We start from the raw sequence: 20118 nt of genomic DNA, 5'->3' as shown, positions 1-20118 counted from the left end.
CCCGTCAGTCGCGCGCGGCGGCCAGCCCGAGGAACGCGCCCCAGGCGGCGGGGGACAGGCTGAGGTGCGCGTGGTGCGGGCGCTTGGAGTCCCGGACGAGGACTGCGCCGGGGGTGCCGGCGACCTCGACGCAGTCGTTGCTGTCGCTGGGGCTGTAGCTGCTCTTGAACCAGGCGACCTCCACGCACTCGGGGCCGTCGTTGGTGCTGTAGCTGCTCTTGACCCACGTCAGTGCAGAAAAGTCCCTGGCTGATGGCTTCATGCTCATGTCTCCCCTAGCACCTTCTCCATGAACGTCAGGGACTCCCGTGGCGTGAGAGCCTGCGCTCGGATCATGCCATAGCGCATCTCAAGGATCTGGATCTCCTTCGGCTCGGTGATAAGCCGACTGACCAGCTGAACTTCGTTGTGTCCGACGGTCGTTCCATCCCTGAGGCGCATCAGTTGGAGCGACCCGGCAAGCCCAGCGTGCTCCTCCACGTCGATGGGCATGACTTGGATCTCCACATGTCGTTGCCTGCCGAGTGCCAACAGATGTTGCAGCTGCCGCCTCAACACCATCTTGCCCCCGATTGGGCGGCGAAGCACTGCCTCCTCCTGCACCACGGTCAGGAGAGGGGACGGCTGCTGGCGGATAAGGCTCTGGCGGGCCATCCGCGCAGAGACGAGACGGTCGACCTCACCCTCGGCGTAGGCCGGCCGACGCAGGTCGTACAGTGCGCGGGCGTACTCCTCGGTCTGAAGTAGGCCATGCACGACGATGTTCGCGTACGCGCCCAGCTCAACTGCGTTGGACTCCAACTTGGCCAGATCTCGAACCTTCTTGGGATAGCGGGCTTTCTCGACATCCGTCTTCATCGCCGCGATTTTCCCCGAGGCGCCAAGGATCTCATCCGCCTTGTCCAGATACTCGGGACGGGGAATGCGTGCGCCGCGCTCGATCTTGTAGATCAGTTCCTGGCTATATCCCATCCGGACAGCGAACTGTGCACGGTCAAAACCGCCCGCCTCGCGCCACATTCTCAACTGCCGCCCCACCGCGGCGATCACCGTCCCGGACTCGTCCTCGGGATCGAGCTCCCAGCTCGACTCGTCCGTGCCGTCTGCGCTCAACTTCCACCTCCTCGTGGACCGGCGGTACAGCTCGGGACCGCTCTGGACAGAGGTCGTACACAGCGGCCCGGGCCCTTCTCAGGCTATGCGCGACCGACCACGCTGAGTGACGTGAATCAGGAAATCTCCTTCGCCGTCACCCTTCCCGCGACCCCGCGCGGAGCCCGCCTCGCACGTCGGCTCGCTGTTGCCCAACTGGCGCATCACCGTCTGCCGTTCGAGGACGCGGCGCAGGTCGTCGCCGAACTCGCCGGCAATGCGGTGACGCACGGCCGCGTACCGGGACGCGGTTTCCTCCTGTCCTTGGACGTGCGGCCCGGCCGCACGCTCCGTATCGAGGTTTCCGATACCCGCTCCGAGGCCGTGCCGCCGGTTGCGGTCCCGTCCCCGGCGCCGGAGGCCGAGTCCGGGAGGGGACTCCTCCTGGTGTCCGCTCTAGCCGCGCGCTGGGGTACGGATCAGGGGTTGCCGCCCCTCAAAACGGTGTGGGCGGAAATCGATCTCTCCGGCGACAATGCGCCGGATCGAGGATCTCGGGACCCGGCCGATCGTGCCGCAGTTCCGCTCGACGCCTAATGACAAAAGACCGGGGGAAATGACCTCGCCAACCTCCCCCCTCCCCCTCTCACCCGGAAGGGTGAAATGGGCCAACCGGGCTGGCGCATATGCCAATTGCCGTGCAAGCCTCAGCCCTACCAAACCCCATACATGCGAACGGCCCCCGTACGGGACGGCAATCCCGGCCGAGGGCCTCACCGCAGAGGAAGTAGCCCCTTCCCCATGGCTGATCTGCAGCTTAGCGCGCCCATGCGCGCCCCGTACGGCATCCGGCACGACAACCGTGTCCAACGTGACCGGTACGTCAAGGTCGGAAACCACCTTGCCCAGCACCGCGAGCTGAGCCTCGCCGCGATCGGGCTGGCCACGCACATCCAGTCGCTTCCGGCGGGTGCCAAGGTGACGGTCAAGACGCTGTGCGAGCGCTTCCCCGAGGGCGAGGTACGCATCGCCGCCGCCCTGCGGGAGCTGGAGGGGCACGGCTACCTCGCCCGCTATCGCGAGCGGCTCCCCTCGGGGCGGGTGGTCAGCCACGTCATCTCCTACAACATCCCGCTCGCCCTGCGCAGGGACGACGAGCCCCCGCCGCAGCCGCCCGCCCGGAAGTGGGAGGCCCCGAAGGCTGCGGAATCCGAGGCGGCGCCGGAAGCCCCGGCGGCCCCGGCGGCTCCCGACGAGCCCGACTACCGGCTGCCGGAGCCCTCCGGCACGGCAGACCCCGAGCTGCACGCCCAGGCGGCGGAACTGCTGGCCCGGCTACGGCTCCGCGACCCCCGCCTCATCCTCTCCGAACGGGACGTGACTCGCCTCGCCCCCGCCGCCACGGCCTGGCTGGAGCGCGGGGTACGGCCGGCCGTGATCAGCGGCGTGCTGGCCGGGGGCCTCCCGCCGGAGCCGATCCGCGCCCCCGCCGCACTACTCGCGCACCGGCTGCGGGAACTCCTGCCGCCTGCCCTCCCGGCCTCCGCGCCGTCCGAACCGCTGCCCCCGGACCTTCCGCTGCACCCGCTCCGGACCTGCGACGGCTGCGACCGAGCCATCCGCGCCCGGACCCCGGGCCGCTGCGTGGACTGCGCCTCCGAGTCGTCCGCCACGGCGGCCTGAACCACAAGGCCCCGGCCCCGCCCGCCCGCCTCTGTCCCCGGACTGTCTCCCTGGAGCGGTCTGATTGGATTCGGGCATGGGTAACGGCAGCCACCGGGAATCAGGGCTCTCCAAGAGCGTCTGGAGCGATGCGGACTTCGAGGAGATGGGCTGGCACGACGCCACGATCCACGGCCTGTCCGTCCAGCCGACCGACGACGTCCTGCCGCGTCTTCTCCTCGACCTCGACTACATCGTGCGCTGGGTTTACCCGGTCCCGCCCGCCACATACTTTTCGTTCTGGGTCTCCCCGGTGACACTCGTCTTCGAAGACGTCTTCGACTTCGAGGGTGACCTCGACTTCAAGAGTCTGGCCCTGGATCTGGAGATCGACGGGGTGCACCGGCTGGCGCCTGACGATGCCCGCCCGAACTTTGCCCACGTTCCGCTCTGGCACATCGAAGGCCACGCCTTCGATGTGAAATTCCGTGCCTCCGGCTTCCGCCAGTACTTCCGGCAGGCGCCGCAACTCGTATCCCGACAGGTGTTGCCCCACGCCGAACGCGGGGGTTGTGCCTTCACCGAGCTCGGTTTCGGCTGACTCGCGCCCCGGGACGCTGCGCGGACCGCGCCTCAGCAGTGGGCGCGCGACCACCGGCAGGCATTTCGTTTCGCGGAGTGAGCCCGTGCTCGCCCCGGCCGGTCATGCTCCGACCGGCCGGGAAAGTCCGAGGCCCCGGAGGCTGGTCAGTCGAGGCAGAACTCGTTGCCCTCGACGTCCTGCATCGTGATGCAGGACTCGTTGAAGCCGTCGGCGCGCTGGACCAGCACGCATACGGCGCCGAGCGCTTCAAGCCGTGCGCGCTCTGCATCGAGCACGGCGAAGCGCTCGTCACCCACGAGCCCGGTGCCGACCCGCACGTCGAGGTGCACCCGGTTCTTGACGGCCTTCCCTTCGGGAACGCGCTGGAAGAACAGCCGCGGGCCAACCCCCGAGGGGTCGACGCAGGCGAACGCGGAACCCTGGTGCTCGGCCGGCAGTGAACGATCGAACTCGTCCCAGGAGTCGAACCCCTTCGGCGGCGGCGGTACGACGTACCCCAGCACCTCACACCAGAAGCGGGCGACGCGCTCGGGTTCGGCGCAGTCGAAGGTGACCTGGAACTGCTTGATCGATGTCATCGGCCCACCGTAAGAACAAGGGCTCTGCCGTTCAATTCCTTTTGCACCGGCGCCGGGACCTCTGTCCAGGGCCCGGCGCCGACTTGCGTCGTACACGAGCGGGCCCTCAGACCGCGTACCTCATCCAGTTCTGGCCGGCAGCGCCGGTGCAGACGACCTGGCGGACCCCGCGGCGGCTGCCGGACGGGTTGGCGCCTTCGTCGAGGCGCAAGCCGGTGGCCACGTTCTTGATGGGCCACCTGGCTGCCGCCGAGGTCGACGAGCTCCCAGCGCTGGTTCGCCCCGTCGTGGCAGACCTGCTGGGTGACCCGCGAACCGGGGGCGGTCCCTTCGGCGCCGATGCACCGCCCCGCTCAGGTGCCGTCGATGCGCGCGAGCAGCTCCCGGGCCTGGACGACGCGGATGTTGTCCGGGCCGAAGAGGACCAGGCAGGCGTTGTGGGCGGCTGCGGCCAGCGAGCGGGCCTCGTCGTCGCGGCCCAGCCCGTGGAGGGCGGTGGCCGCGGCAAGTCCGGTGGCCCCGGTTTCCGGGCCCTGCTCCTCCTGCGGCAATCCATGGTGCACCTCGTCGGCGCGCTCCGCCTCGGCGAGAGCCTCCTCGTGGCGGTTCTGGGCACTGAGGCTGACGGCCAGGCTGAGCCGCAGGACCAGGGTGAACTGGTCGTGCTGCTCGGGAAGGATGGCGAGGAGCTCACGCGCCAGCGCCTCGGCTTCCGGGTAGCGGCCCAGCGCGTTGAGGGCCTGGATCCGCCCCTTGGCGGCGATCATCACGATGGGTGTCGTCTCCAGCCCCCCGTTGCGGGCGGCGGTTTCGATGATGGCTGTGCACTCCGCCTCGCATTCGGCGTGCCGGCCGAGCATGTTCAGTGCCTGGGCGCGGTCGGCGCGCAGTTTCAGAGTCAGCGGGTGTTCGGCGCCGAAGGTCCTGCCGTACACCGGCAGCTGTGCGTCGTATGTGGCGACGGCCTCGCCGTGGCGGCCCTGGGCGCTCGCCGCGAGCCCGACGATGCCCATCAGCAGCGGCGTGAACGGATCGTCGTCGTCCGCCCGTTCCAGGGCCGAAGCCACGGAGCGTGCCTCGGCCTCGGCTTCGGCGTAGCGCCCGGCCTGGTACAGGGCCGTGGCCTGGGCCAGTGGATTGCTCGACATCTGTGTCATGTCCAGAGCATATGAATGCCATGCACATCTGTTCGGAGAAAGCGGGAATCGGTCTGCGTCTCGGGCGCACACGGGCAACTCGGACACGCGCCGGGCCGGCCGGGCGCCCCGGTTCGGCGGCTCGGTCCGGCCGGGGCCGTCAAGATCGGAAACAATTCTGCAATCTCTTGCGCAAAGTCTTGCAACAAAGGGGGGTGCCCCCTACGGTCCTCACAATCCCCACCTCTCCGCCAGGAGGCCCCCATGCCCCCCACGCGCACCATCCGCACCACCCGCCCCACCGCAAGAGCCCTGGCCGTGGCGGCCGCGTCCGCTGCCGCGTTCGCCGTCCCCGCGCCGCAGGCCCTCGCCGCGCCGCCCGGGGAGAAGGACGTCACCGCCGTCCTCTTCGAGTGGCGGTTCGCCGATGTGGCCAAGGCTTGCACCGATTCCCTCGGCCCGGCGGGCTACGGCTACGTCCAGGTGTCCCCGCCCCAGGAGCACGTACAGGGGTCCCAGTGGTGGACCTCGTACCAGCCGGTCAGCTACAAGATCGCCGGACGGCTCGGCGACCGCACCGCGTTCAAGAACATGATCGAGAGCTGTCATGCCGCCGGGGTGAAGGTGGTTGCCGACTCCGTCATCAACCACATGGCCGGCCCGGCGGACCCGAACGCCACCCTCACCGGCACCGGCGGGTCCACGTACTCCAAGTACTCCTACCCCGGCCTCTACTCCGGTGCCGACCTGGACGACTGCCGCGCCGAGATCTCCAACTACAAGGACAAGGGCAACGTCCAGAACTGCGAGCTGGTCAAGCTCGCCGACCTGGACACGGGTGAGGAGTACGTGCGCGGGCGGATCGCCGCCTACCTGAACGACCTGCGCTCGCTCGGCGTCGACGGCTTCCGCATCGACGCCGCCAAGCACATGCCCGCCGCCGACCTGGCGAACATCAAGTCCCGGCTGACCGACCCGAACGTCTACTGGAAGCAGGAGGCGATATACGGGGCGGGAGAGGCCGTCGATCCCGCCGAATACCTGCCGAGCGGCGACGTCCAGGAGTTCCGCTACGCCCGCGACCTCAAGCGGGTCTTCGAGAGCGAGAACCTCGCCTACCTGAAGAACTTCGGGGAGGGCTGGGGGTACATGGCGTCCGCGAAGTCCGGCGTCTTCGTCGACAACCACGACACCGAGCGCGGCGGCGACACCCTCACCTACAAGTCCGGCTCCGCCTACACCCTCGCGTCCGTCTTCATGCTGGCCTGGCCCTACGGATCCCCGGACGTCCACTCCGGCTACGAGTGGAGCGACAAGGACGCCGGCCCGCCCAACGGCGGCACCGTCAACTCCTGCTACACCGACGGATGGAAGTGCCAGCACGCCTGGCGCGAGATCTCCTCCATGGTCGCCTTCCGGAACACGGCCCACGGTCAGGGTGTCGTGAACTGGTGGGACAACGGGGCCGACGCCATCGCCTTCGGGCGCGGCTCCAAGGCGTACGTCGCCATCAACCACGAGGGCGCCCCGCTCACCCGGACCTTCCAGACCTCCCTCCCCGCCGGGGACTACTGCGACGTGCAGAGCGGCAGCCGCACCGTCACCGTGAACTCCTCCGGGCAGTTCACCGCCACCGTCGCGGCCGGCACCGCCCTCGCCCTGCACACCGGCGCCCGTACCTGCGGTACCGGGTCCGTGGCCTCCGGCGCGTCCTTCGCCGTCACCGCCACGACCGTGCCCGGCCAGAACATCTACGTCACGGGCGACCAGCCCGCCCTCGGCAACTGGAACACCGGCGCCGCCCTCAAGCTCGACCCGGCCGCCTACCCCGTCTGGAGGCTCGACGTCGCCCTGCCCGCGGGCGCGGCCTTCGCCTACAAGTACGTCCGCAAGGACGCCTCCGGGAACGTCACCTGGGAGAGCGGGGCCAACCGCTCCGCCACCGTCCCCGCCAACGGCAAGGTCACGCTGACCGACACCTGGCGCAACTGACCGCAGCCCGCCCCCCCGCCTCCCCGACCAAGGAGCCCTGCCTTGATACGCCCCGCAGCAGGCACCGTCGCGGCCGCCCTGGCCGTGACCCTCCTGCCCGCCCTGCCCGCCGCCGCGGCGGGAGCGCGTCCGCCCGCACCACCCTCGGACGCGAAACTCGCCGCCCAGCCGGCCCGGCACGACCTCACCCGGGAGCAGTTCTACTTCGTGCTCCCGGACCGGTTCGCGAACGGCGACCCGCGCAACGACCGCGGCGGCCTGACCGGCACCCGCCTGGAGACCGGCTTCGACCCGGCCGACAAGGGCTTCTACCAGGGCGGCGACCTCAAGGGGCTGACCGACCGGCTCGACTACATCAAGGGCCTGGGCACCACCGCGATCTGGCTGGCCCCGATCTTCAAGAACCAGCCGGTGCAGGGGACCGGGGCGAACGCCTCGGCCGGCTACCACGGCTACTGGATCACCGACTTCACCCAGGTCGACCCGCACTTCGGCACCAACGCCGACCTGGCGAAGCTGATCGACAAGGCCCACGCCAAGGGCATGAAGGTCTTCTTCGACGTCATCACCAACCACACCGCCGACGTCGTCGACTACGAGGAGAAGTCCTACGGCTACCTGTCGAAGGGGGCGTTCCCGTACCTCACCAAGGACGGCGTCCCCTTCGACGACAAGGACTACGCCGACGGGAAGAAGAAGTTCCCGGCGGTCGACCGGGACTCCTTCCCCCGCACCCCCGTCGTCCCCGAGGACAGGAAGAACCTCAAGGTCCCCGCCTGGCTCAACGACCCCACGATGTACCACAACCGGGGTGATTCCACCTTCGCCGGCGAATCGAGCGAGCAGGGCGACTTCGTCGGCCTGGACGACCTGTGGACCGAACGCCCCGAGGTCGTCACCGGGATGGAGCGGATCTACGAGAAGTGGGTCCGGGACTTCCGTATCGACGGCTTCCGCATCGACACCGTCAAGCACGTCAACACCGAGTTCTGGACGCAGTGGGCCACCGCCCTGGACGCCTACGCCGAGAAGCAGGGCCGCCCCGACTTCTTCATGTTCGGCGAGGTCTACTCCGCCGACACCGCCGTCACCTCCCCGTACGTCACCCGCGGCCGCCTCGACGCCACCCTCGACTTCCCCCTCCAGGACGCCGTCCGCGCGTACGCCGCCCAGAGCGCCGGAGCGGACCGCCTGGCCAGGGTGTTCGCCGACGACCACCGCTACACCACCGACAAGGCGAACGCCTACGAGCAGGTCACCTTCCTCGGCAACCACGACATGGGCCGCTTCGGCACCTTCCTGAAGCAGGACCGCCCCGGCGCTTCCGAGAGCGAGCTCCTCGCCCGCTACCGGCTCGCCAACGAGCTGATGTTCCTCACCCGCGGCAACCCCGTCGTCTACTACGGCGACGAGCAGGGCTTCACCGGCGCCGGCGGCGACAAGGACGCCCGCCAGACCCTCTTCGCCTCCAGGACCGCCGACTACCTCGACGACGACCAGCTCGGCACCGACCGCACCCACGCGAGCGACGCGTACGACGACCGGCACCCGCTCTACCGGCAGATCGCCGACCTGTCCGCCCTGGCCAAGGCCCACCCGGCGCTCCGCGACGGCGTCCAGACCGAGCGCCTGGCCGAAGGCCCCGTCTACGCCTTCACCCGCAGCGACAGCACCGGCCGTACCCGCCACGAGTACGCCGTCGCCGTCAACAACGGCGACGCCCCGGTGACCGTCGACCTCCCCGTCGACAGCGCCGTCCGCACCCGCTTCCACACCCTGTACGGGGGCGCCGACACCGGCGCCCGGGTCACCGCCGACGGCCGGATCCGCCTCACCGTGCCCGCCCTCGGCTCCGTCGTGGCCCGCGCCGAAGCCCCGCTCCCGGCCCCCGCCACCGCACCCGCCGTCACCCTGAACGCCCCGGCCGCCGGAGCCACCGGCACCGTGGAGGTCTCCGCCGGGGTCACCGGCGGCGGCGCCCTGAACCGGGTGGTGTTCGCCGCCCAGACCGGCAACGGGCCTTGGCAGGTCCTCGGCTCCGCCGACCACGCCCCGTACAAGGTCACCCAGCACCTCACCGCCCCGGCCGGCACCCCCGTCCGCTACAAGGCCGTCGTCGTCGACACCTCCGGCCGCACCGCGAGCGCCCGCGCCGAAACCGTCACCGGCACCCCGCCCGCCCCCGAGACCCCGACCGCCACCCAGCGCGACTACGCCGTCGTCCACTACAACCGGCCCGACGGGAACTACGCCGACTGGCGCCTGTACACCTGGGGCGACATCGCCGAGGGCGAGTCCAAGCCCTGGCCCCAAGGGCAGCCCTTCACCGGCCGCGACGCCTACGGCGCCTTCGCGTACGTCCGCCTCAAGCCCGGCGCGAGCTCCGTCGGCTATCTGGTCATCGACAAGGACGGCAACAAGGACGTCGCCGCCGACCGCACCATCGACGTGACCAAGACCGGCGAGATCTGGCTCGACCAGGGCAAGGAGGCCCCCCGGCCGCAGCGCCCGGCCTACCCGCCGCAGGACACCGCCAAGGCCGTCCTCCACCTCCAGCGCCCCGACGGCGCCTACGACGGCTGGGGCCTGCACGTCTGGACCGGCGCCGCCACGCCCACCGACTGGTCCAAGCCGCTGATGCCCGCCCGCTTCGACTCCTACGGCGCGGTGTACGAGGTCCCGCTCGCGCCCGGCGCCGCGTCCCTCTCCTACATCCTCCACAAGGGTGACGAGAAGGACCTGCCGACCGACCAGTCCCTCGACCTCAAGGCCACCGGCCACGAGGCCTGGCTGCTCTCCGGCCGCGAGAAGCACCTCCTCCCGCAGCCCGCCGGCAGCTCCGCCGCCCTCGACCTCACCACCTCCCACGCGATCTGGATCGACCGGGACACCCTCGCCTGGAACGCTCCCGAGAGCGCCGCTTCCGTCTCGCTCCTCGCCTCCCGCGCGGGCACCGTCAAGGCGGAGAACGGCACCCTCACCGGCACCGCCGGGGCCACCGTCCTGCGCCTGGCCGGCACCGCGCTGACCGACGCCCAGAAGCGGAAGTTCCCGCACCTGGCCTCGTACAGGGCGTTCACCGTCGACCCCCGCGACCGCGACCGGGTCCGCGAGGCCCTGCGCGGCCAGCTCCTCGCGAGCGCCCGCGCCGCCAACGGCGCCGTCCTCGCCGCCACCGGCGTCCAGCTCGCCGGGGTCCTCGACGACCTGTACGCCAACCAGGCCGCGCTCGGCCCGGTCTTCACCCCGCGCGGGGTGACGCTGTCCGTGTGGGCGCCGACCGCCCAGCGGGTCGCCCTCGAACTCGACGGCCGTACCGTCCCCATGCGCCGCGACGACACCACCGGCGTCTGGTCCGCGCAGGGCCCGCGCTCCTGGAACGGCAAGAAGTACCGCTACGCCGTCACCGTCTGGGCGCCCAGCACCCAGGCGCTGGTCACCAACCTGGTCACCGACCCCTACTCCACCGCCCTGACCACCGACTCCACGCACAGCCTGGCCGTGCACCTGGCCGACCCGGCCCTCGCCCCCCAGGGCTGGCGCGACCTGCGCAAGCCGGCCGCGAAGCCCGCCGCCCAGGCACAGATCCAGGAACTCCACATCCGCGACTTCTCCGTCGCCGACCGCACCTCCAAGCACCCCGGCCAGTACCTGGCCTTCACCGACGCCGACTCGGCCGGCATGAAGCACCTCCGCTCCCTGGCCGCCGCCGGCACCTCCTACGTCCACCTGCTCCCGGCCTTCGACATCGGCACCATCCCGGAGAACCCGGCCGACCGCACCGAACCCGCCTGCGACCTGGCCTCCCACGCCCCGGACTCCGAGGAGCAGCAGGCCTGCGTCACCGCCGCCGCGGCCAAGGACGCCTACAACTGGGGCTACGACCCGCTGCACTACACCGTCCCGGAGGGCTCGTACGCGAGCGACCCGAACGGCACCGCCCGCACCGTCGAGTTCCGGCGCATGGTCCAGGCACTGAACGGCGCGGGACTGCGCACCGTGATGGACGTGGTCTACAACCACACCGTCGCCGCGGGCCAGTCGGACAAGTCCGTCCTGGACCGCATCGTCCCGGGCTACTACCAGCGGCTGCTGCCCGACGGCAAGGTCGCCACCTCCACCTGCTGCGCCAACACCGCGCCCGAGAACGCCATGATGGGCCGGCTGGTCGTCGACTCGATCGTCACCTGGGCCAAGGAGTACAAGGTCGACGGCTTCCGCTTCGACCTGATGGGCCACCACCCCAAGGAGAACGTCCTCGCGGTCCGCAAGGCCCTCGACGCCCTGACCGTGGCCAAGGACGGCGTCGACGGGAAGGCGATCATCCTCTACGGCGAGGGCTGGAACTTCGGCGAGGTCGCCGATGACGCCCGCTTCGTCCAGGCCACCCAGAAGAACATGGCGGGCACCGGCATCGCCACCTTCTCCGACCGGGCCCGCGACGCGGCCCGCGGCGGCGGCCCCTTCGACGAGGACCCCCGCGTCCAGGGCTTCGCCTCCGGCCTGTTCACCGCCCCGAACGGCTCGCCCGCCAATGGCACCCCGGACGAGCAGCGCGCCCGCCTGCTGCACGCCCAGGACCTGCTCAAGGTGGGTCTGACCGGCAACATGGCCGCGTACCGCTTCACCGACACCGGCGGCCGTACGGTCACCGGCGCGCAGGTCGACTACAACGGTCAGCCGGCCGGCTACGCGGCCGCCCCCGGCGACGCCCTGGCCTACGTGGACGCCCACGACAACGAGTCGCTGTACGACGCCCTGACGTACAAGCTGCCCGCCGGCACCACGGAGTCCGACAAGGCCCGCATGCAGGTCATCGCCCTGGCCACGGCGGCCCTCTCCCAGGGCCCGGTGCTCTCCCAGGCCGGCACCGACCTGCTCCGCTCCAAGTCCCTGGACCGCAACTCCTACGACAGCGGCGACTGGTTCAACGCCATCCACTGGGACTGCCGGAACGGCAACGGCTTCGGCCGCGGCCTCCCGCCGGCCGCCGACAACCGCGCCAAGTGGTCTTACGCCAAGCCCCTCCTGACCCGTCCCGCCCCCGGCTGCACGGAGATCGGGGCGGCCGCCGGCGCCTACCGCGACCTGCTGCGGATCCGCACCACCGAACCGGTCTTCGCCCTCGGCTCGGCGGCTGAGGTCCAGGACCGGCTCGCCTTCCCCCTCTCCGGGACGGAGGAGACCCCGGGTGTCATCACCATGACCCTGGGGGACCTGGTGGTGGTCTTCAACGCGACGCCCACCGAGCAGTCCCAGCGGGTGGCCGCGCTGGCCGGCAAGGGCTACCGCCTGCACCCGGTCCAGTCCTCCGGCGCCGACGCCGTGGTCAAGCGCTCGTCGTACGACGCGGCCGCCAGGGAGTTCAAGGTCCCGGCCCGCACGGTCGCGGTCTTCACCCGGTAAGCCGCCGGGCGCACCGCAGGACAGACAAACCGGTACATCCTTCGATGTACCGGTTTTGTCATTCCTCGCGTCGATTCAGTGATCTTCTCCGGATTCTACGGTTTTCGTATGACATCACCGAACGGTCGGACCGGAACACCGGACCTGCCGACGTGGCGGACCGTGGCCGCGCCGGTCGTGTTCACCTTGGCCCTCCCGCTGGCCGTCTTCTACGTTCTGCGATCGCAGGGGGCCGGCCAGTGGCTGGCGCTGACGCTCAGCGGGGCGGTCCCGGCGGTGCGCATGGTCTTCGAGACCGCCGCGCGGCGCCGTGTCAACGGCTTCGAGGCATTCCTGATCGGCATGCTGGCGGTGCGCATCGTCACGTCGCTGCTCACCGCCAGTCCACGGGTCATCCTCGTCAAGGACGCCGGACTCGGGGCGGCCGCCGGGCTCTGGATCCTGGGCTCCCTCCTCATGGCGAAGCCCTTCGCCTTCCAAGCCGGCCAGTCCTGGTACGGGCCTGCCGCCGCGCGCGCCCGGGAAGCCGCCTGGAACGCATCACCGGCGCTGCGCGGCGGACTGACCCGGCTGACGGTCCTGTGGGGCTGTTCCCAACTGCTGGACTGCGGTGCCGGAGTGCTCATCGCGCTGCTGCTTCCGGTGGAGTCCGTTCCGGCACTCAACCGCGCGAAGGGACTGGCCGTGCTCTGCGCCGTCGTCCTCGCCACCATCGCCTACAGCCGCCGCCACGGGCGCCGGCACGCACTGTCGCTCTTCGGTTCGACACCCCTGAGCACCGGAAAGGAAGGCTGATCACCATGACTCGCCACCGGACCACGGCCGAGGGACCCCAGGCACCCGCGTCCCGCGCTCCCGAGGTGCTGCGCGGAACGCTCGCCGAGCTGCGGCGTCTGGCCGAGCTCCCGCTCGAACGCGGCCGAACGCTCCCACCCCATGCGTACACCTCCCCGGAGCTGTACGCATGGGAGACCGAACGGATCTTCCGGCGGGAGTGGCTGTGCGTGGCACGGGCCGAGGAGATCCCGCAGCCGGGGAGCTACCTGCGGCTGGACGTCCTGGGCGCGCCCCTGGTGATCACCCGGGACGAGGACGGCGAGCTGCATGCCCTGTCCCGGGTCTGCCGCCACCGCTTCATGGACCTCCTGCCGCCCGAGACCACGCCCGAACAGGGCTGTCTGAAGCGCCTGACCTGCCCGTACCACACCTGGACCTACCGGCTGAACGGCCGCTACGCGGGGCAGCTCGCCGGTGCTCCGCTGATGCATCGGGTCGACTTCGACCGGGCCGGCTGTCGGCTCCCGGCGCACCGCGTCGAGGTCTGGAACGGCTTCGTCATGCTCAACCTCGACCCCGCCGCGGCACCGGCGGCACCCGGACTGCGCGGCCTGGACCGGCGGCTGAGCGGCCATGGCCTCGCGGACTGGGTGAGTGTCCACACCCGGACCTGGGAGGGCGTACCCGCCAACTGGAAGGTGGCGGTGGAGAACGGTTCGGAGAACTACCACCACATGGGGACGCACGCCGCGACCCTGGACCCGGTGCTGCCGGGCCGGGACACGGAAGTCGACGAATGCGACGGGCGCTGGTTCACCATGTTCACACCGATGTCCGGCCCCGAGCGGGGCGGCGCGGGTCCGGCGGGCCGTGATGGATCCGGCCGGGAACCGCGGCCCGGGATGCTCATCGCGGGGATCTTCCCGCAGTTCGTCCTGGCGGTCCTCCCGGACAGCGCGGTCGCCATCCGCTGGCTGCCCACCGGTCCCACCACCCACGCCACGCGGATCACCGCCATGGTCCCGCCCGGAGTGCCGGACACACCCGGTTTCGCCGCGCAGTTGGCCGGCATCCGCGATCAGATCGACCGGATCCAGGAAGAGGACCTGGTGGCCGTCCGCGGCGTCCAGCGCGGCCTGGCGTCCCACCCGGCTCCGTCCGACGGCCGGTTCTCCCATCTGGAGCGCCCGTTGTGGCAGTTCCAGCGCTACCTCGCGGAACGACTGCTGTGATCACCCCGAGGCGGTCGGGAACGGGCGGTCACACCACGGTGAGCCGGTCCAGCCGCTTCTCCAGCAGGATCACCCCGTACACCCGGCCGTCCTTCCCCTCCTTGTGGGGGAACTCCCCGACCACCCGGTAGCCCGCACCCCGGTAGTACGCGAGCAGCCGGGGGTTGGTGGACACGCAGTCCAGCCGCGCCCGCTCCCGCCCGGTCCTGGCGATCCGCCGCTCGGCATGTTCGAGCATGCGGCGCCCGGTGCCGGCGGGAGCGGTCGCGCGTTCCACCATCAGCCGGTGCACATAGCCGGCGACCGGGGGCTGCACCCCCCAGGCCTCCTCGTCGGACCACCACAGCTCGTAGCCGCCGACCACCCGGCCGTCCTCGTCGGAGGCGAGCCACACCTCGCCGTCCCGCATCCGCGCGCGGAAGTGCGCCCGGTCCTTGTCGCCGACCTTCCACTGGTCGATCCCCGCGCCCCTCATCCAGCGCGCGGCGGAGTCGTACAAGGCCACCAGCGTCCCGGCGTCCTTCTCCTCGGCCGGCCGGAACACGAACCCATCGTCAATGATCACGCGGGAATTATCACGCGGCGGTGATCATCGACGGGACGGGGACCGTCAAGGGGACGGTGATCACCAACGGGGCGGGGGCACCAGCCGTCCCAGCCGTCCCACCAGGTCCCCGAACGGCCCGTCGGCCGGTTCGCCCGCCAGCATCCGCACCGCGATCTGGGCCATCTCCTCGTCGTAGGCGGCACTCACGGCCACCAGCGCGGCGAAGTCGTGCACGAGCTGCAACTCCAGCTCCGCCCGCGGGATCCGCCTCCCCTCCAGCCAGATCAGCGCGGTCGACTCGGCGAGCGACACCCACGACCGGACCACGAGCTCCAGCCGCGCGGGCGGCTCCGTCACCCCCAGGTGGACGAGGATCTGCTCGTAGGCGGCCCGCCGCACCTCGTCGATCATCGCGTTGGCCCGACTGCTCCCGGCCGCCGGCCCGCCCCGCATCAGCGCCGAGAACCCCGGCCCGTGCTCGTCGACGAACGAGAAGAACCGCCCCATCACCCGCAGCAGCCGCGCCCCGAGCGGCCCCTCGTGGGGCTCCTCGAACCGCGCGGCCAGCTCGTCGGCGGCCCGCCGCAGCGCGGCCTCGTACAGACTCTGCTTGCCCGGGAAGTAGTGGTACACCAGCGGTCGCGATATCCCGGCCGCCGCGGCGATCTCGTCGATCGACACGTCCTCGGGCGAGCGCCGGCTGAACAGGTCGAGCGCCACCGAGATCAGCTGCCGGCGCCGCTCCTCGACACCCATCCTCCGCCGCACGCCAGTTGTCATGTGTGACACCTTACCCACCGGGCCGCCGGTGTCGCCTGGCCGGATTTCGCCCGTGCGCGCGCCGTGTTCTGTCACCGACTCCCCGTGATCCGGCCGGTGACGCCCGGTCAGCAGGCCGTGACGACCACGGGTTTCGAGCCAGTGGCCGGTCTGCCTCAGAGGTCCAGGACCAGGCGGTCGCCCGTGGCGCGGGAGACGCAGAGGAGCAGGGAGTCCTCCCGTTCCGCATCGGTGAGGAGGGTGTCGCGGTGGTCCACCCCGCCCGACAGGACGCGGTGCCGGCAGGTGCCGCAGAAGCCCTGGCCGCAGGAGTAGGGGGTGTCGGGCAGGGCCCGGCGGATCGCGGTGAGGGCGGACTCGTCGGGGCCGACCTCGACGGTGGTGCCCGAGCGGTGCAGTTCCACCGTGAAGGGGCGCAGGTCCGCGGCGACGGCGGTGGCCGGGGTGAAGCGTTCCAGGACCACCTCGGTGCCGGGCGGAACGGCGGAACGCACCGCCTCCATCAGGGGTTCCGGGCCGCAGCAGTAGACCAGGGCGTCGGCGGGGAGACCGGTCAGGTCCGGCAGGCCCCGTTCGTCCTCCGGGACCACCGTGACGCGGTCGCCGTGGGCGGCGAGTTCGTCCAGGAAGGGCATCGAGGCACGGCTGCGGCCGCAGTACAGGAGGGTCCAGTCCGCACCGGCCGCATCGGCCGCCGCCAGCATGGGGAGGACCGGGGTGATGCCGATGCCCCCCGCGACGAACGCGTACGAGTCCGCCGGGCGGAGGGCGAAGTGGTTGCGGGGCGGGCGGACGTCCAGTGCCGTGCCGGCGCGGAGGGCGGCGTGGACTTCCGCCGAGCCCCCGCGGCCGTCCTCGACCAGGCGGATCGCGATGCGGTAGCGGCCGGTGTCGGCCGGGTCGCCGCACAGCGAGTACTGGCGGACCAGGCCCGAGGGGAGCCGGACGTCGACGTGGGCGCCCGGGGCCCAGGGCTCCAGTTCCGGGGATTCCAGGGTCAGCAGGGCGACTCCGTCCGCCGGCTCCGTGCGGGACGCGATCCGCGCGGGGATCCAGCGGCGCGGGGAGCGGCCCGAGACGGGGACGGGCAGGGCCGGCAGCGGCCAGAGCGGGGAGCGGCGGATGCGGGTGCGGAGGGTGCGCCGGGTGAGGTAGGCGGTGCCGGCCAGGGCGGCCAGCTTCAGCGCGCTGTTCATCGCGTTGGTCACCGTGCCGCACCGCCGTTCGCGCCCGGCGAGGTCGCCAGATAGGCCACCGCCTGGGCCGTGGACCCCTCCTGCGAGGGGTGGTAGGTGCGGGAGAGGTAGGTGGGGATCGAGCGGAGCATCGCGCCCGTGGCGGGCAGGGTGCCCTGCTGCCCGGCCCGGTAGAACTGCCCGAACGACGCCCGGCCGTCTTTCAGTGTCGGGTCGTTCTCCATGAAGAAGCGGGCACCGCGCTGCCACAGGAAGACCAGGGCGGTGAAGGCGGAGGCCCAGGTGCGGGCGCGGCGGCGGTAGCTGCCGTCCACGTGCATGAAGAGGTCGAAGGCGACCGAGCGGTGCTCCACCTCCTCGGCGCCGTGCCAGCGGAGCAGGTCGAGCATCATCGGGTCGGCGCCGCGCCGGTCCAGTTCGTCCGCGTTGAGCACCCAGTTGCCCAGGAACGCCGTGTAGTGCTCGATCGCCGCGATCATCGCCACCCGCTCCAGCAGCCACCAGCGCTGGGCCCTGCCGGGCGGGAGGGTGCGGTCGCCGAGGAGCTTCTCGAACAGCCAGTCCACCTGGGCGGTGTACGGCGTCGGGTCCAGGCCCTGGCGCTTGAGGTGGGGGAGCACGTCGTCGTGCGCGGCCGCGTGCATCGCCTCCTGGCCGATGAAGCCGACCACGTCCTTCCGCAGCCGCTCGTCCTTGATCAGCGGCAGTGCCTGCTTGTAGACGTGCACGAACCACCGCTCGCCCGCCGGGAGGAGGAGGTGCAGCACGTTGATGGTGTGCGTGGCGAAGGGATCGCCCGGCAGCCAGTGGAGGGGTGTGTCCTGCCAGGAGAAGGAGACGTTCCGCGCCTGCAGGTCTATGTGTTCCGACGCCACGGGGGCGGGGGCGAGCGGCTTATTAGACATGGCGTCAATGTACTGAGGGGTAAGGCATGTGCACACCCCCCGTGCACGGCCTTCTTCCGCCCGCTCCCGCTGCGCGACCCGCGCCGGGCCCCGTCAGCGCAGTACGCCCGCCTTCGTGCCGTCCGCCAGCCGGCCCGTCAGCTCCACCTGCGCCCCCTCCGGGGCCTTCACCGCCAGGTGGTTGCCGCCCGCCCGGCCGGTCGCGCCGCCCGACACCGACAGCGAGGTGAACTGGCCGCTGCCCGCCGCCAGGACGTACCACTGCCCGCCCTTCGACTTCCACAGCACGCCCGCCAGCACCCGCGGTTCGCGCGGCCCGCACGCCGGGGAGCCCTCCGCCTGAGCGGCCGCCGCGGCCGTCGGCGCGCCCGGGGCCAGGAACTGCGCCTGCACCCGGTCCGCCGCACCCCGCCAGGTCTCCGCCCGCGCACACAGCCACGCCGCGGTCCCGTTGCCCTCCGGCAGCGACTGCTTCGCGTACGTCCAGGAGTTGACGGTCCGCACGCCGTGCGAGCGTACGGAGGACAGCAGGCAGGCCGACTTCGCCCAGTCCGCCGAGACCGCCGCCACCGAAGGCGCAACCGAAGGTGCCGCCGTGGCCCGCTCGCCGGGGGTGCCGGGGGCGCCGCCCGGGGTGCCCGAGGTGAGCCGGGCCGGGGTGAGCTCGCCGAGATCCGTGACCAGGGCGGTGGAGCCGGCGGAGGTGAGGGCCAGCGCGTTCCAGGAGGTGCACGCGCCGGACGCGGGCGGCGAGGGGACCGGCGGGGTGGCCCCGTCGGGGGTCAGCCGGAGCGGGGCCGGGGGCTCGGCGGGCTTCACCAGGTCGCGTACCGAGACCGAGGTCACCCAGGGCGCGGTCAGGTAGCGGACGTTGCCGTCCACCCGGCTGAGCACCAGCGCGCCGGAGGTCTCCGCGGTGGCCCCGTCGGTCCGGGCGAAGTCCAGCGCCGCGCCCGCGGTGCCCGCGCGCGGCTCGGCGTACCGGATCACCCGCAGGCCGTCGTGGAGCAGGACCACCACCGCCTGGTCCACCTCGCCCGCGTACAGCAGCTGGGCCGGGCCCATCGGCGGGCCGGAGGCGGTGCCGGGGGTGGCCGAGACCACGACGCGGGCGCCGGGCCGGGCCCACACGGCCAGCGCCCGGCGCAGCAGCGCGGTGTCGCCGGTCCGTGAGCCGCGGGCGGGCCAGGCCGAGAAGTCCGTACGGGAGGCGGTGCGCCAGGCAGTGGGCGCCGTCCGGGTCAGCAGGGCCGGGTCCAGTGCCTGCTCGGCGGCGGTGTTGCGCGCGTACGGCGGGGCGGCCGGGCCGTCGGCGCCCCAGCCCCCGCCCGGCAGGCCGACCAGCGCACCGCAGACCAGCAGCGCGGCAGCGGCCGCGAGCGCGGTCCGGCCGTACCGGCGGCGGCGCAGCAGATCGGTGGGCCGGGCCTGGAGCATGCACGGGTCGAACTCGGGGGAGGTGAGGAGCAGCGCCTCACCCGGCGCGGCCCCGGCCGGACGGTCCCCCTGGCCGCCTTCCGGGCCGCTTCCCCGGGCGTCTCGCGGTCCGCCTCGCGGGCCGTCCGCCGCCGGCGGCGCGGACTCGGCGAGCGCCCCGGCCGGGTCGGTGACTCCCGCGTCGGCCAGCGCCCGCAGCAGCTCCGGCTCGGGCAGCCGCTCCAGCACCCGCAGCGCGCAGGCGGCCCGGGCGGGCCCGCTGAGCCCGGCCAGCCACTGGTCCAGGGCCAGCTCCTCGGCCCCGCCCGAGCGCGGGAACAGCCGCAGGCCCCAGACCTGCGGGAGCAGCGGCGGCAGCTGGGCCCGGCGGGGCAGGGCCCGGAAGGTCAGCGGGAGCCCGGCCTCCAGGGCCGAGCGCAGCACCCGCTGCCGGACGTAGGCGTACCCGGGGCCGGGCCCCTCTCCGCGCTGCGCCGGGACCGGCCCGGCGGCCCGGCCGGACCGCGCCGAACGGTCGGTGCCGCGGCCGCGCGGCAGCGCCCGCTGGACCAGGGCGTGGGCGGTCAGCACCCGCCGCTTGCGCCCGAGCGCGGGCGGCAGCACCAGATGGGCGATCCGCACCAGCCGGGCGTAGTGCTCGACCAGAGCTGCCTCGGCCTGGTCGACGCCGACGGCGGCACCGGCGGCAGCGCCGACGGCGGGTTCAGCGGTACGGGTGGCGGTATCCGGAGCAGTCACGTTCAGCAGAACGAGCGAACGGACGACGGGTCACCG

16 protein-coding genes are annotated in these 20118 nt (G+C 72.0%); 7 read left to right on the top strand and 9 right to left on the bottom strand.

Features of this window, described 5'->3' with window-relative positions; genetic code table 11:
- Window positions 1–4: 4 nt before the first annotated feature.
- Together AC067U_RS06750 and AC067U_RS06745 are read right to left on the bottom strand one after the other, a co-directional pair.
- Window positions 5–268, bottom strand: coding sequence for a DUF397 domain-containing protein (locus tag AC067U_RS06750; RefSeq protein ID WP_478828561.1), 264 nt, complete (start codon window positions 266–268; stop codon window positions 5–7).
- Window positions 265–1113, bottom strand: a complete 849-nt coding sequence (locus tag AC067U_RS06745; RefSeq protein WP_478828560.1) for a helix-turn-helix domain-containing protein — start codon at window positions 1111–1113, stop codon at window positions 265–267. Before AC067U_RS06745 ends, AC067U_RS06750 begins: the two co-directional genes overlap by 4 nt.
- A 111-nt stretch (window positions 1114–1224) precedes the next feature.
- On the opposite strand from AC067U_RS06745, the gene AC067U_RS06740 reads away from it, so the two are divergent.
- The 3 genes from AC067U_RS06740 to AC067U_RS06730 all read left to right on the top strand — a co-directional run bounded on the left by AC067U_RS06740 (window position 1225) and on the right by AC067U_RS06730 (window position 3355).
- Complete coding sequence (locus tag AC067U_RS06740; protein ID WP_478828559.1) at window positions 1225–1689, top strand: ATP-binding protein; 465 nt, start codon at window positions 1225–1227, stop codon at window positions 1687–1689.
- Between the two features lie 204 nt (window positions 1690–1893).
- Window positions 1894–2775, top strand: coding sequence for a helix-turn-helix domain-containing protein (locus AC067U_RS06735; RefSeq protein WP_478828558.1), 882 nt, complete (start codon window positions 1894–1896; stop codon window positions 2773–2775).
- A gap of 76 nt (window positions 2776–2851) precedes the next feature.
- Window positions 2852–3355, top strand: coding sequence for a hypothetical protein (locus tag AC067U_RS06730; RefSeq protein WP_478828557.1), 504 nt, complete (start codon window positions 2852–2854; stop codon window positions 3353–3355).
- Between the two features lie 146 nt (window positions 3356–3501).
- Here AC067U_RS06730 and AC067U_RS06725 read toward each other — a convergent pair whose 3' ends face one another.
- Window positions 3502–3936, bottom strand: a complete 435-nt coding sequence (locus AC067U_RS06725) for a VOC family protein (protein WP_478828556.1) — start codon at window positions 3934–3936, stop codon at window positions 3502–3504.
- A 353-nt stretch (window positions 3937–4289) separates the two neighbouring features.
- Entirely contained in the window at window positions 4290–5093 is an 804-nt protein-coding gene (locus AC067U_RS06720) for a tetratricopeptide repeat protein (protein ID WP_478828555.1), read from the bottom strand.
- 243 nt (window positions 5094–5336) lie between these two features.
- Between AC067U_RS06720 and AC067U_RS06715 the strand changes: the two genes are divergently transcribed.
- From AC067U_RS06715 to AC067U_RS06700, 4 genes are all read left to right on the top strand, one after another.
- A complete protein-coding gene (locus tag AC067U_RS06715) occupies window positions 5337–7064 on the top strand; it encodes a carbohydrate-binding module family 20 domain-containing protein (RefSeq protein WP_478828554.1) in 1728 nt (575 codons plus the stop codon).
- A 42-nt stretch (window positions 7065–7106) separates the two neighbouring features.
- Window positions 7107–12470: a pullulanase-type alpha-1,6-glucosidase gene (gene pulA, locus AC067U_RS06710; protein WP_478828553.1), complete on the top strand. Its 5364-nt coding sequence runs from the start codon at window positions 7107–7109 to the stop codon at window positions 12468–12470.
- 108 nt (window positions 12471–12578) lie between these two features.
- Window positions 12579–13265 (top strand): VC0807 family protein, encoded by a 687-nt coding sequence (locus AC067U_RS06705; protein WP_478828552.1) that lies wholly within the window; start codon window positions 12579–12581, stop codon window positions 13263–13265.
- 5 nt (window positions 13266–13270) lie between these two features.
- Window positions 13271–14479, top strand: coding sequence for an aromatic ring-hydroxylating oxygenase subunit alpha (locus AC067U_RS06700; protein WP_478828551.1), 1209 nt, complete (start codon window positions 13271–13273; stop codon window positions 14477–14479).
- A gap of 28 nt (window positions 14480–14507) precedes the next feature.
- On the opposite strand, the gene AC067U_RS06695 is transcribed toward AC067U_RS06700, so the two are convergent.
- From AC067U_RS06695 to AC067U_RS06675, 5 genes are all read right to left on the bottom strand, one after another.
- The gene (locus AC067U_RS06695; RefSeq protein ID WP_478828550.1) at window positions 14508–15044 is read right to left on the bottom strand and encodes an N-acetyltransferase family protein; all 537 of its coding nucleotides are present in this window, start codon (window positions 15042–15044) and stop codon (window positions 14508–14510) included.
- Window positions 15045–15104: 60 nt separating this feature from the next.
- The gene (locus AC067U_RS06690) at window positions 15105–15806 is read right to left on the bottom strand and encodes a TetR/AcrR family transcriptional regulator (protein WP_478828549.1); all 702 of its coding nucleotides are present in this window, start codon (window positions 15804–15806) and stop codon (window positions 15105–15107) included.
- A 155-nt stretch (window positions 15807–15961) separates the two neighbouring features.
- Window positions 15962–17002 carry a PDR/VanB family oxidoreductase gene (locus tag AC067U_RS06685; protein ID WP_478828925.1) on the bottom strand — a complete coding sequence of 347 codons (1041 nt, stop codon included), beginning with the start codon at window positions 17000–17002 and terminating at the stop codon, window positions 15962–15964.
- 8 nt (window positions 17003–17010) lie between these two features.
- Window positions 17011–17907 (bottom strand): metal-dependent hydrolase, encoded by an 897-nt coding sequence (locus AC067U_RS06680; protein WP_478828548.1) that lies wholly within the window; start codon window positions 17905–17907, stop codon window positions 17011–17013.
- A gap of 93 nt (window positions 17908–18000) precedes the next feature.
- Window positions 18001–20082, bottom strand: coding sequence for a hypothetical protein (locus tag AC067U_RS06675; RefSeq protein ID WP_478828547.1), 2082 nt, complete (start codon window positions 20080–20082; stop codon window positions 18001–18003).
- Window positions 20083–20118 lie beyond the last annotated feature (36 nt).

This window comes from Streptomyces sp. NPDC043853, assembly GCF_056436025.1.
The sequence above is the reverse complement of the archived record's forward strand: the minus strand, read 5'-3'. Positions and strand labels throughout refer to the sequence as shown.

What these genes read in the sequence shown, in the direction of transcription:
- AC067U_RS06680 (WP_478828548.1), bottom strand. Translation starts at nt 17,907, where the DNA reads ATGTCTAATAAGCCGCTCGCCCCCGCCCCCGTGGCGTCGGAACACATA.
- AC067U_RS06700 (WP_478828551.1), top strand. Translation starts at nt 13,271, where the DNA reads ATGACTCGCCACCGGACCACGGCCGAGGGACCCCAGGCACCCGCGTCC.
- AC067U_RS06750 (WP_478828561.1), bottom strand. Translation starts at nt 268, where the DNA reads ATGAGCATGAAGCCATCAGCCAGGGACTTTTCTGCACTGACGTGGGTC.
- AC067U_RS06725 (WP_478828556.1), bottom strand. Translation starts at nt 3,936, where the DNA reads ATGACATCGATCAAGCAGTTCCAGGTCACCTTCGACTGCGCCGAACCC.
- AC067U_RS06720 (WP_478828555.1), bottom strand. Translation starts at nt 5,093, where the DNA reads ATGACACAGATGTCGAGCAATCCACTGGCCCAGGCCACGGCCCTGTAC.
- AC067U_RS06730 (WP_478828557.1), top strand. Translation starts at nt 2,852, where the DNA reads ATGGGTAACGGCAGCCACCGGGAATCAGGGCTCTCCAAGAGCGTCTGG.
- AC067U_RS06685 (WP_478828925.1), bottom strand. Translation starts at nt 17,002, where the DNA reads ATGAACAGCGCGCTGAAGCTGGCCGCCCTGGCCGGCACCGCCTACCTC.
- AC067U_RS06690 (WP_478828549.1), bottom strand. Translation starts at nt 15,806, where the DNA reads ATGACAACTGGCGTGCGGCGGAGGATGGGTGTCGAGGAGCGGCGCCGG.
- AC067U_RS06735 (WP_478828558.1), top strand. Translation starts at nt 1,894, where the DNA reads ATGGCTGATCTGCAGCTTAGCGCGCCCATGCGCGCCCCGTACGGCATC.
- AC067U_RS06705 (WP_478828552.1), top strand. Translation starts at nt 12,579, where the DNA reads ATGACATCACCGAACGGTCGGACCGGAACACCGGACCTGCCGACGTGG.
- AC067U_RS06715 (WP_478828554.1), top strand. Translation starts at nt 5,337, where the DNA reads ATGCCCCCCACGCGCACCATCCGCACCACCCGCCCCACCGCAAGAGCC.